This window comes from Companilactobacillus kimchiensis (assembly GCF_001438805.1).
Taxonomy (GTDB): domain Bacteria; phylum Bacillota; class Bacilli; order Lactobacillales; family Lactobacillaceae; genus Companilactobacillus; species Companilactobacillus kimchiensis.
Genome location: NZ_JQCF01000007.1, coordinates 48,302 through 60,856, shown reverse-complemented (window position 1 = coordinate 60,856; position 12,555 = coordinate 48,302). Strand labels below are relative to the sequence as shown.

At 35.9% G+C, this 12,555-nt stretch carries 11 protein-coding genes and 1 tRNA gene; 1 reads left to right on the top strand and 11 read right to left on the bottom strand.

The window, feature by feature from the left end:
• Positions 1–89: 89 nt before the first annotated feature.
• From IV57_RS05265 to IV57_RS05230, 8 genes are all read right to left on the bottom strand, one after another.
• On the bottom strand, positions 90–1,010 hold the full coding sequence (locus tag IV57_RS05265; RefSeq protein ID WP_057880455.1) for a prenyltransferase: 921 nt from the start codon (positions 1,008–1,010) through the stop codon (positions 90–92).
• A 12-nt stretch (positions 1,011–1,022) separates the two neighbouring features.
• A complete protein-coding gene (gene argS / locus IV57_RS05260; RefSeq protein ID WP_057880454.1) occupies positions 1,023–2,717 on the bottom strand; it encodes an arginine--tRNA ligase in 1,695 nt (564 codons plus the stop codon).
• A gap of 261 nt (positions 2,718–2,978) precedes the next feature.
• Positions 2,979–3,920: a carbamate kinase gene (gene arcC, locus IV57_RS05255; RefSeq protein WP_057880453.1), complete on the bottom strand. Its 942-nt coding sequence runs from the start codon at positions 3,918–3,920 to the stop codon at positions 2,979–2,981.
• A gap of 34 nt (positions 3,921–3,954) precedes the next feature.
• Positions 3,955–5,064, bottom strand: coding sequence for an aminotransferase (locus IV57_RS05250; protein WP_057880452.1), 1,110 nt, complete (start codon positions 5,062–5,064; stop codon positions 3,955–3,957).
• A 12-nt stretch (positions 5,065–5,076) separates the two neighbouring features.
• Positions 5,077–6,489, bottom strand: a complete 1,413-nt coding sequence (arcD, locus tag IV57_RS05245) for an arginine-ornithine antiporter (RefSeq protein ID WP_083488897.1) — start codon at positions 6,487–6,489, stop codon at positions 5,077–5,079.
• A gap of 78 nt (positions 6,490–6,567) precedes the next feature.
• The gene (gene argF, locus IV57_RS05240; RefSeq protein WP_057880450.1) at positions 6,568–7,611 is read right to left on the bottom strand and encodes an ornithine carbamoyltransferase; all 1,044 of its coding nucleotides are present in this window, start codon (positions 7,609–7,611) and stop codon (positions 6,568–6,570) included.
• Between the two features lie 55 nt (positions 7,612–7,666).
• Positions 7,667–8,896, bottom strand: coding sequence for an arginine deiminase (arcA, locus tag IV57_RS05235; RefSeq protein WP_057880449.1), 1,230 nt, complete (start codon positions 8,894–8,896; stop codon positions 7,667–7,669).
• Between the two features lie 484 nt (positions 8,897–9,380).
• Positions 9,381–9,857, bottom strand: coding sequence for a hypothetical protein (locus IV57_RS05230; protein ID WP_057880448.1), 477 nt, complete (start codon positions 9,855–9,857; stop codon positions 9,381–9,383).
• 165 nt (positions 9,858–10,022) lie between these two features.
• Here IV57_RS05230 and IV57_RS05225 point away from each other — a divergent pair.
• Positions 10,023–10,093, top strand: a tRNA-Gly gene (locus IV57_RS05225).
• Between the two features lie 58 nt (positions 10,094–10,151).
• Here the strand turns inward: IV57_RS05225 and IV57_RS05220 are convergent.
• From IV57_RS05220 to IV57_RS05215, 3 genes are all read right to left on the bottom strand, one after another.
• Complete coding sequence (locus IV57_RS05220) at positions 10,152–10,673, bottom strand: TetR/AcrR family transcriptional regulator (protein WP_057880447.1); 522 nt, start codon at positions 10,671–10,673, stop codon at positions 10,152–10,154.
• A 158-nt stretch (positions 10,674–10,831) separates the two neighbouring features.
• Positions 10,832–10,954, bottom strand: coding sequence for a hypothetical protein (locus IV57_RS13435; protein ID WP_269083219.1), 123 nt, complete (start codon positions 10,952–10,954; stop codon positions 10,832–10,834).
• Positions 10,955–11,427: 473 nt separating this feature from the next.
• Positions 11,428–12,402, bottom strand: a complete 975-nt coding sequence (locus IV57_RS05215; RefSeq protein ID WP_057880446.1) for a helix-turn-helix transcriptional regulator — start codon at positions 12,400–12,402, stop codon at positions 11,428–11,430.
• Positions 12,403–12,555 lie beyond the last annotated feature (153 nt).

Genomic DNA, 12,555 nt, shown 5'->3' with positions numbered 1-12,555 from the left:
CTAATCCCGACAATTAGGTGAGCTCTTCTTTTATATTCAGAAAGATTTTTTAGGAGTGATTTTTTAGACTCTTTCTGGGATAACTGTAATTAGAATACTGCCATAACTAGTTTAATCATCGCCCCGACAGCGATCAATAAAATATACGTTACAGAGAATTTACTTACAGCCTTGATTACTAAAGGATACGTTTTGGTTTTCACTTGTTCCTTCAGATAAGGACGAAGATCGTCCCAAATGTTTGGGTAAAGTAGCACGATTAACAGTGTAATGTAAGGTACTACTCTCGTTAAGGCTAAAATTGGAATTAACAGGAAGGCTAATATCCAACTAGCTTTAAACAAATTCAAAGCATTGGTTTTACCTACTTTACTAACCAATGTAAAACGACCATTTTTTAGGTCTTCTTCTAAGTCACAAGTGCCATTACTCAACTCTGCACATAGAAATGCAAAAGTATTTGGTAAACTGACTAGGATCACCGAGATGGCTGTACTAGAATCAAACTTACCTGTTCCCGCTAACCCTAGATAGGAGTAGGCTATTGGAATCAGTTGGCTAATGGCAATAGCCACCACTATTTCTCCAAACATTGTGGAGTTTAGTGGCTTAGGACCTGCTGAATACATCAAACCGATCAAAACACCAGCGACCCCGATCGCCAAGGTGATCCAACCTGTTTTGTAAACCAGGAAAGCCCCAATAATTAATGGAAAAATGGCCAAACCGTACATCCATTTTCTGACTATTGCCAATGATTCGCGGTTAATACCGATGGTACTGATTTTTTCACGATATTCTTTATCAGTTGAGTGTCGATAATCCATATAATTATTATGAAAGTTAATAAACAAATGAATGAAGAACACTGCTAAAAATCCGAGAACACCATAGAAAATATTAAAAGTTTCATAATTTAAATATGTAAATGATATTGCCATCAACAACCACGCCAAATCTAGCGTGGTTGTTTTCATTTCTGATAGTTCGCTAAAAAGTTTTCTATCCAAAACCGGTTCACCCTACATTTCTTCAGGAGCTTTAACACCAAGAAGTGCTAGTGACATTTGAAGCACGATTGAAACTGACTTAACTAATGAAAGTCTAGCTTTCAAGCCTTCATCGTCAGCAAGAATTTTACTGTGAGCATAGTATTGGTTAAAACTCTTAGCAAGTTTCAATGCATACTTAGCGATAACTGATGGTTCGAAAGTCTTAGCGGCACGTTCCACGACATTAGGGAAATCTTGAAGTAATTTGATTGTTCCCCAAGCTTCAGGGTCAGTAACGGCTAAATCTTTGGCATCAGCATAATCAACAGTGCCCGCTTTTCTCAAGATACTTAAAGCACGAGCATTAGTATATTGAACATAAGGACCAGTTTCACCTTCAAAACGAACAACTTCTTCAAGATTAAAATCAAAACTATCACGACGATCGTTCTTCAAATCATGGAAGACAACTGCTCCAACACCAACTGCTTCAGCAACGGTATCTTTATCCTTTAGGTCTGGATTCTTTTCTTCAATTTGTTTCTTAGCAAGATCAACGGCATCGTTTAGCACATTATCAAGTAAGATAACATTACCTTTACGAGTTGAAAGTTTCTTACCACCAGTTGTAATCAAACCAAATGGGATATGGATGATGTCATCGGCCCAATCGTAACCCATCTTCTTAAGGACAAGCTTTAATTTAGTAAAATGTTCTGATTGTTCTGAACCAACAACATAAAGTGATTTAACAAAGTCAAAAGTATCTTTACGGTACTTAGCGGCAGCCAAATCACGAGTGATGTAAAGTGTGGCACCATCAGTTTTCTTGATCAAAGCTGGTGAGAGGTCATATTCAGAAAGATCAACGATTTCAGCACCGCGACTCTCTTTTAAAAGACCCTTTTCTTCAAGTGTGTCAACGATAGCGTCCATCTTGTCGTTGTAGAATGATTCACCAGTAAAGTGATCAAAATGAACGTCAAGTCTATCATAGATTGTTTGGAATTCCTTTAATGAAAGTTCCTTGAACCATGACCAAAGAGCTAATGATTCTTTATCGCCATCTTCCATCTTCTTGAACCAAGCACGAGCCTCGTCATCAAGTTCTGGTTTATCTTCGGCTTCTTTATGGAAACGAACATAATATTTCAAAAGGTTATTGATTGGATCAGCTTCAACTTCTTCAACTGAGCCCCACATCTTATAACCAACGATCAACTTACCAAATTGTGTTCCCCAATCGCCCAAGTGATTGATCTTAACTGGTTGATAGTTTAATTTAGTGATAATTTTAGCAATTGAGTTACCAATTACAGTTGAACGAAGGTGACCCATTGACATTGGTTTAGCAATGTTAGGTGATGACATATCGATAGGAACATTACGTCCTTTACCATCATCAGCGTTACCATATTCATTTTTCTTTGTTAAAACTTCATGTAAAACTTCATTTGAAAAGGCTTTTTTATCTAAGAAGAAATTGATATAGGCACCAGTGTTAACAACTTTTTCAAAACCAGTTGTATCAATTTTGCCAACCAAGTCTTCTGCAATCATATTTGGAGCTTTATGCAATGACTTTGCCAAGATAAAAGTTGGGAAAGCATAATCACCAAGATCTGATGTCTTTGGCTTTTCGATCAAATTAGTAATTTGTTCCTCAGTGATCTCTTCTGGTAAAACCTTTACTAGTGTATCTACTACTTGTTGTTTAAAATCCATATTTATCCTCCTTTAGATAAAAAAAACGCCTCTTCCAATAGACGTATTGTCCTATTGAAAGAGACGAGATTTTTCCCGCGGTACCACTCTAATTGATTAATATCCACTCATTAATTGATTATTCATTTTTATATGAAGGGTGCGACTTAATCTTCGAAGTAGTCAACTCTCACCAAAACTTGACCTCGCTGTAAATCTGTTGATTAATTAATCCTTCATTTGCATAAGTATGATAGCACATAAAATCATTCATAACAATAATTATTTGTGAATAATTGTACCTTTATCACCTGCAATAATTTCTTTAACATCATCCAATGCACCGATCACAGCTGGTTTACCAGTTGCTCGAACAAAAGCTACGGCAGCCTGAACTTTAGGCATCATACTACCCTTAGCAAATTCTTCATTATCAATATGTGTTTGGATCTCATCAACACCAACATCAAATACTTCAGTTTGATTTGGTTTACCAAAATTATAATATACTCCCCCCACAGAAGTTAAAATAATCAATTTATCAGCGTTAACCAATTGAGCAATCTTAGAAGCACCAAAATCCTTATCGATTACGGCTTCTTTACCAATCAAACGGTCGCCATCTTTCACTACTGGAATACCGCCACCACCAGCAACGATTGGAATTACACCGGCAGCTGAAACTGCTTCAATTGCTGGATATTCGTTAATTTCAACTGGTTTTGGTGAAGGAACAACACGACGATAGCCACGACCAGAATCTTCCACAATTGTCCAGTCAGGATGGTCCGCTTGTAAAGCTGGAACTTCATTCTCTGTATAGAATGGTCCAATTGGTTTAGTAGGGTCTTCAAAGGCTGGATCGTCTTTGTCAACGATTGTTTGTGTGATCAAAGTCACAACTTGTTTATTGATACCTTCCTTCAACATGACTTCCTTCATGGAATTCTGGAACCAGTAACCAATACTTCCCTCAGTCATAGCTCCACAAGTATCAAGTGGTAAAGCTGGATTTTTTTCACTGTCAGCAGCTGCCTGTTGTAATAATAAATTACCAACTTGTGGTCCATTACCATGGGTAATAATTAAATCTTGGTCATTTTTAACAAATTCAACCAATGATTCACAAGTCGTTTTAACAGCTTTTTGTTGTGCTTTAGCACTAGCATCCTTACTTAAAATGGCATTTCCACCTAAAGCAACCACAACGCGTTGTCTTGTCATAATCAAATCTCCTCAGAATAAGCAAATTTTGCTTTTAATTGTCTTGTAAATATTCTCCTAAAATTTCTAAACCTTTAGTCAGTGTTTCATGCGGTGCACAATATCCTAATCTTGCATAGCCGGGCACATCAAACGCTTCACCTGGTACTAATAAAACTCCAGTATCTTTTAATAGATCTTGACAGAACTCTTGACTTGATTTTTTAGTATCTAATTTAACAAACGATGTCGACACACCATTTGGAAAGACACAGCTAACCTTCGGAGTCTTTTCAACCCAATCTTTAAAGTAAGCTAAATTATCAAGGACAATTTTCTTATTTCGATCCAAAACTTTGTCCTTATTTTCCAGAACCAAACAAGCCATTTGATCACTGAAAACACCAGAACAGATCATTGTATAATCACGGTATTTTCTGAAAATATCTGCCAATTCTGAATTAGTTGCTGTCCAACCAACTCGAATTCCAGGCATTGAATAAGTTTTTGAAAGTGAATTAGTCGAAATCCCCTTCTCATACAGATCCACGATGGGTGCGAAGTCAACGGATTCATCGAATGGTAGATAAACTTCATCAACTAAAATATAAGCACCAACTGAACGAGCAATTTCAACAACTTGCTCCAAGAACTTCCTATCTAAAATTGTTCCTGTTGGATTGTTAGCATTATTGATGCAGATCATCTTAGTATTGGGACGAATCAAACGTTTCAATTCATCGATATCGGGGTACCAATTTTTATCTTCACGTAACTTCCAAAAACTAACTTCAGCACCTAATGACTTCGGAATATCATAAAGCTGTTGATAACTTGGATAAACACTGATCACATGGTCGCCTGGTTCAATTAGCGAATAGATGGCAAGCATATTGGCACCAGTAGCACCATTTGTTTGCAAAATGTTGTCGGAGTCAACATTTTGATACATCTTACTGATTTCCTGTTTAAAAGTTGGTGAACCCTCAATCCAACCATAGTTCATCTTTTGTTCATCAAGTTGATCATAGAGTGAGTCAGCTTTAGTTAATTCTTTCAATTCATTCATAGTAAATGAGGTAATCGTACTTTGAGCTAAATCATACTTAGCTTCACGTTCATGTACGTTCAACCATTCTTCAACACCAAATCCGGCTATTTTCATACTTAACACTTCCTAAATTTTAATTGCTCCCATTGCGATCATGACAATACTTACGATTGCTAAGGCAACGATAATTATTGACCAAACAGTTTCTGCTTTAGTTAATTTTCCACCATCAATGTTGTAATCCTTTTTAGCTTTGTAGTAGAAATAGATTCCGGGAAGGTATCCAATACAAACTAACATTAAGAAATGTAGTCCAGCTAAAACGATGGCAACAATCTGAAAGGCCGCTGCGAAGATTCCGATCCAAAGTTGTTTTGTATCTTTGTTTTTTAGTGAAAATTTCACTTGATACAAACCAACAAAGATATAACAAACTACGATAGCCGCCGTACAGAGTGATAAGGCAAAATTATAAGCTTCTTGTGAGAACAACAGAATAACTAAGAAGACCTGAATCAATGATGCTGTCAACACGAGTGAAAAAGTTGGAGCGCCTTTCTTGTTCTTTTTACCAAAGATGGCTGGCAAGAGCTTTTCCTCTGCCATCAACATAGTTGTATCTGCAGGCAACATTGTCCAAGACAACCATGAACCCAAAATAGCGATAACTAAACCGATCCCGATAAAGGCACCGCCCCATTTTCCAACCATATCTTGGAAAATATAGAGCATTGCTGGTTGATTGATCTTAGCAAGTTCATTTTGAGATAAATAACCATATGGTAAAACTGAAGCTAAAACATAAATTACTAATAGACTGATAATACCAATAATAGTAGCTTTTCCAGCATCGTTTTTATCTTTAGCACGAGATGAAAGCATACTTGCTCCTTCAACCCCTACGAAAACCCACATCATGATCATCAAACATGATCTAAACTGAGTAGCGATACTAGCTTTTCCGGCTACTCCTGAAGCGACGTTGCTCCAGAAATGAGCTGTAAAAATACCACCTTTAAAGACGATAATTCCGACAACGATAAAAACAAACAGTGGAATTAACTTACAGATAGTAATGATCGTATTCATTGCTGCCGCAGATTCAACTCCACGATTAACAATAAGGGTTAACGACCATGAAACAATACTTGCAAAGATCACTGATGGGATATTTTGCCCATTGCCAAATATTGGAAAAAAGTAGCCTAATGAACTCATTAATACAGTCGCAAAGGCCACATTTCCTAACCAAGCTGACAACCAATACCCCCAGCCACTGACAAACCCAGCAAAGTTTCCAAAACCAGCTTGTGCATAAGCTTGAATACCTTCAGATTCTGGTTGTTTCAGTAACAAATTATTCAACGATAAAGCTAACATCATGATACCAAAACCAACCACGACCCATGCTAATAGTACGGGACCAGGAGCTGCACCACCTGAAAGGGAGCTTGTTAAGGTAAAGACACCTGAACCGATGGAACTCGTAACAACCGCTGCTGTCAAAGCTCCAAGTGATAGACCCTTCTTTTCTTCCATAATACTCATTCCTTTTTTTATAAAGTAGGGATGAAAAAAGGGCCAACCATTATGATTAGCCCCTTCTTCAATAACCGATTAAACCTTAGGGATGAACAAGTTACCAAGAGTTGCTGCCATAATGGCTTTAATGGAGTGCATTCTGTTTTCAGCTTCTTCAAATTGACGTGCATATTTGCTTCTGAAGACTTCGTCTGTTACTTCCATTTCATTAAGACCATATTTTGCTTTGATGTCTTGTCCATATTTAGTAGTTGCATCATGGAAAGCAGGTAGACAGTGCATGAAGATGATTTGGTCATCAGGTTGTCCTGCCTTCTTGATCATATCCATGTTAACTTGATATGGTTTGAGAAGTTTAATTCTTTCTTCCCATTGACTTTCTTCACCCATTGATACCCATACATCAGTATAGATAACGTTAGTGCCTTTAACACCTTCGTCAATGTTATCAGTGATCATAAACTTGCTACCTGATTTGTCAGCATAGCCTTGAGCAGTGTCGATAACACTTTGGTCTGGGAATAATTCCTTAGGAGCAACGATGTGGATATTTACACCCAACATTGATCCTGTAACTAAGAAACTGTTAGCCATGTTGTTACGACCATCACCAACGAATGTCAAAGTCTTACCTTTGATACTGCCGAATGTTTCTTTCATTGTCATGAAATCAGCCAACATTTGTGTTGGGTGCCATTCGTCTGTTAAACCATTCCATACAGGAACGCCTGAGAATTTAGCAAGACCTTCAACAGTCTTTTGTGAAAATCCTCTAAATTCAATAGCATCAAACATGCTACCGAGAACGCGACCAGTATCTTCAACACTTTCCTTACTACCTAATTGAATATCATTAGCACCCAAGAATTCTGGATGAGCACCTAAGTCAATTGAAGCAGTTGTGAAAGCTGAACGAGTTCTTGTTGAGTTCTTTTCGAATAATAAGGCAATATTTTTGCCTTCAAGATAATGATGAGGAATGCCCTTTTTCTTTAGAGCCTTCAAATGAATTGCGAAATCAATTAAATATTCTAATTCTTCTGGTGTGTAGTCCTTTTCTGCTAAAAGACTTCTACCTTGAAACACTGAGTTTTCTTTTCCTTTATAATCCAAGATCATTCCTCCTAATTGCGAGTTAGACTTAGTCTATCACAATCTTCTAATAATATTAAAATTATTTTAAGTCTTCACGAACTAATGGCATACTCATGCAACGAGGGCCCCCACGACCACGTGATAATTCACTTGAGATTGTCTCCAATACTTTCAAGCCGTGTTGTCTTAACATTTCGTTAGAAACGTAGTTTCGATCGTAAGTTACTACGACACCGGGTGCAATTGCTAAGGTATTTGAACCATCATTCCATTGTTCTCTAGGAGCAACGATTGGATCGCCGTTACCTGTTGGAATCAAGTCAAGGTCATCTAAGCCAAGTTCTTTCTTAAGAACAGCCTTTAAATCTTGGTTGTGTTCAAATGATAAGTCGCCATCTTTAGTTGGGTGGATTGTCCATGTATCGATCTTGCCACCGTCACCGAGGATTCCTGGATGAACTGTAAATTGATCATAGTTGATCATTGTAAAGACAGTATCCAAATGCATCATGGCATGGTTATGAGGAATCTTGATAGCAATAACTGTATCGTAAGTGCCTTCTTTGAATAAGTTTCTAGCAATATCTTGAATAGCTGTAGCTGATGTTCTTTGAGAAACACCAATTGCCAAGACATGGTCACTAAGAACTAATTCGTCTCCACCTTCGATACGGTGTGTATGATCACGGTTACGCCAAACATTAAGTCCTTTGTCAGCGAAACGTGGGTGATATTTAATAATTGCTTCCATAAACATTGATTCACGTTGTCTAGCTGCGAAAGTCATGTGGTTAATACTTAGACCTTCACCGATTGAAGCTGCCGGATCTCTAGTGAAATAGAGGTTTGGCATTGGATCCATAAAGAATGGATAATCTGAGTCTTCAGCGGCACTGACAAGATCTGTCGGGGTAAAGTCAATGTCATTCTTACGAACACCGATCATCATTTTGTTAACCATAGCTGGTGTGTCAAGACTCATCAAGTATTCTTTCAATGCGTCGTGGTCAGCACCAACAGTGTAGTCTGATTCGTGAAGCATCTTTTCTACAAATGCATCTTTTACATTTCCAGCGTCGATTGCTTGTGATGCTAAATCATCAAGATAAAGAACTTCGGTACCATTATCTCTCAAGATTTGAGCAAAATTATCATGTTCTTTTTGGGCAATTGGTAAATATGGGATGTCATCGAACAATAGTCGGGGCATTGTGTCGGGTGTAATGTTTTCAACTTCCTGTCCGGGACGTTTCAACATTACTACATCTAATTTTCCAATTTCGGATGTAACATGTATTGGTTTAGTCATAAAAAATCACTCCTTAATTTTTGTACTCCGTTACCAGAACCAACTATAACGAACAACTCATATCATTGCAAGCGGTTTCATGAAATTCACTATTCATGATATATCACTTTTAATTTTTAAAATATAACTTATTGGCGCTATGACTGGCAATGGATAGCCCTAATTAAAATTATTTTAATCAAAAATAAATTTTATATAATTCGAATAAAACTGCCATAATTCTATAAATATTTTCTGAAATACATATATTTACAATATTTTGTTCATAAAAAAAGCTAAAAATTGATCAAAAAAAGGCTCTCCAAAAATTAATTGAAGAGCTTTTTGTCAGCAGAACCTATGCCCGCCTAGCGTTCCATAAGGTTATTGTTATAATTGTATAACTTTAAGCAGTAATCTCATTTATTAACACTAATCTTATCTGAAAGTTGAATATACATTTAAGCACAAAAAAAAGAAGCAACCGAAGTTACTTCTTTCATCATTATTTACCGTTCTTTTGAACAGCCTTGATTGCTTGCTTGTGTGTTCCATCGTATAATTTCCATTTTTTGCCATCAGGAGTCTTGATTGTTGTTTTACCAACCTTAACAAAGTTCCATTCGAAATCAGGTTCCTTAATAATTCTGAAACCATCGATCTTGAATTTTTTAGGATTATCCTTGTTAAGAACTAACTTAGCCTTTTTGAAATCAGTAATAGCTTTCTTTGAACCGTTCTTGCTGACACGGACAAATTGAACTGTCTTGTTGTCTTTACCAGTAAAGAATGTAATGTACTCATCCTTGTTATCTGAACTGACACCAACATAGTCATGGTTCTTGATCTCACTCTTTGTAACCTTTTTAGCAGAATGTTGTTCTGCTTGTTGTGTACTTGAGTTAGAACAGCCAGTTGCGACTGCAGTAAAACCACCCATTAATGAAACAGCGGCCAAAATAGTAACCAATGTTTTTTTCATTATAATCTTCTCCTTGACGCAATTTATTGATAAAATTTTATCATCACTTTTGATTCTATGGTAATGAAAACCAAAAATCAATTTATATTGTAAATTCTCAAGGTTTTTTTAAATAAACTTTATCTTTTTAAAATAATTTATTGTATAATATAGAAGTTGTTCAATGCGAACTTAGTCTAATGGTAAAATGCCGGCTTCCCAAGCCGGGGTCGCGAGTTCGATTTTCGTAGTTCGCTTATAAATAAAAAAAGTCATCTCATATGAGAATGACTTTTTTTATTAACCCTAATATTTTTAAGGCTCCATAAAACTGTTGATTCCATTCCGAAAGAGATTACCAAAAAAGGTATCTAACTCCTCGACCTTCATATCAGGATGATTTAGCCAATACTTCACCAATCCTACTAAAGCAGCTGACAGATATTGAATTAGTAATTCCTTTTGGCGAATATCTAAGGCATCAAATCTAGTTGAAGAATCTAAGGTTCTCAAGCCCCTAGCCATCAAAAATGAAATAAATCGATCATTGAAACGCGGATCACCATGCTCACCTAGTAGCACGCTGATTATATTGCGTTGTTTATTAACAGCATTTAAAACTGCACTAACATTATTATCAGTGATTTCGGTAAAGTTCTGAATAATATCATTCTCAATCACTTGTAAAATAGCATACTTATCAACATAGTGCCGATAAACAGTTGTGCGATTAACTTTACTTTTATCCGCAATAGCAATGATTGTAATTTCTTCCAAGCGCTTTTCTTTCATTAAATCTAAGAGTGCCATTTGAATTCGTTCGTCAGTAGTGTTCATAATTTTCTCCCCTACAACAAATAGTTCCTTCATTGTCTAATATCACTGATAGTGATACAACACGATATTCTGTATCAAAAAAAACTGATATTATTATAAATTCCTACAAAAAAAGCCATCTCATATGAGATGACCTTTGCTATTTTATTTAATTTTCATTAAGCAGTCTTTAATTTACTGACAGCTTCTTCAATTGTTTTACCATCTGCAAAAACATGTGTGTTTTTATCTTCAACAGTAAACAATTGTGAAATAGTGTTTAATTGGACACGATATTTCATTTGTCTACCTCCATCTTTTTATTTCTTAAAACATTTCCCAACGGACAATAAATGAAAGTATATTCTTTATTTATTAAAATGCAAGCCCTTTCTTTTTAATAAAACTCATGAAGATAGTATTTTTGAGTGGAAAAAACATTATATTCTCGATATAATGTACCCAGACAATATAAGGAGAAGATGCAAAATGAAGAACATATCCAAAAAAGAATATCCGTCGTGGAACCCTCGAAGACGAGGGCATAACACCGTAGAGTTTAAAAAACCAGATAAATGGTACGAATGGTCGGCCATTCTGGATGTTATCTTTTTTGCGATTTTTTTACTTATAATAAATCACTAGTTTCAATAAAAAGTCCTGATTAAAATTCAATCAGGACTTTTTTTATTTTAATCACCATATAATCAGCTTGGGTCGTATTCCTAATACTTATTTAAATTTAGAACGACACAATATGTCGTTTATAAATAATTTATTCATACAAAGTCATTGTTTTACGTAATCTTTCAACGACCGCATCGACCAATGACTGTGGAGCTAAGACCTTGACCCCATCTCCTTGACCAAGAGCCCACAACAATATTCCTCTTAAAAAAATATCACCGGTAATAATGACACTACCATCATCTAAGATTTTTTCTACTTTTGATCCTGGTAAAGCATCTAGAGCTGTTTGTGGATAACTCCAGTACTGAATTTTAAAATGTATCTCATTGCCCATTTTGAGTAAATAAGTTTTATTTATCGCCGCATTAACATCCTCTTTTTTTATTTCCGGAATATTATATGAACGACTTTTGGGCTTACACATTGTGAAACGATCAACTCGACAAACGTAACTTTTATTCAAATCGATCACATACATCCGTACATAAAAATAGAATCTATCAAAATATAAATTAAAGGGAATCCCCACGTGTCCATTTTGTGGACCCCTACCATTGCTACTTTTATAATCATATTCAATTGGCTTTTTATTGATTATCCAATCAAAGAAATTACCAATAAGTTCTATCAAGTCATCTCTTTGAGCAACAGGAATATACGCATCATTGGCTGCACCTAAGAGTCTTTTAACTTGTGATCTATCATCCGTCGAGATTAATTCTAGCAGATCATATTCAATGTCCATTAATTCTTGTTTACCAAAAGCTCGAGTTCCAATCAATATTTTTAATATCGCCAAAAGTTCTCCTGATTGAAATTTCCCCTTACTTTTGATTCCATGAACCCCTTTGCCTTTGTCATAAAACAGTTCGGACTCAGGCATATACTCTTTTAAAGCAGTACGAATGAATTGGATGTCCATTTGAACAGGTCTCTGGGAGGCATTGTAGTCTGCCATTGCCTCAGTATAAGTGATTGTTTCACCCTTAAACATCCTTAAGAATAGTGCTATGATCCGTTCCCTACTACTAAGTTTGTTCATTTCATCATCCTTAGCCATTTGTTTACCTCCAAATATCATTAACGGTTTATCGATATTATTAATTTTACCCTTGAAATTAATAATTTCACATCTAACTTCAACGAAAAGAAAATTGACATGTTTTACTAGAATGCTAAAATTTTTATCATATCGGAAAATCATCACTGATTT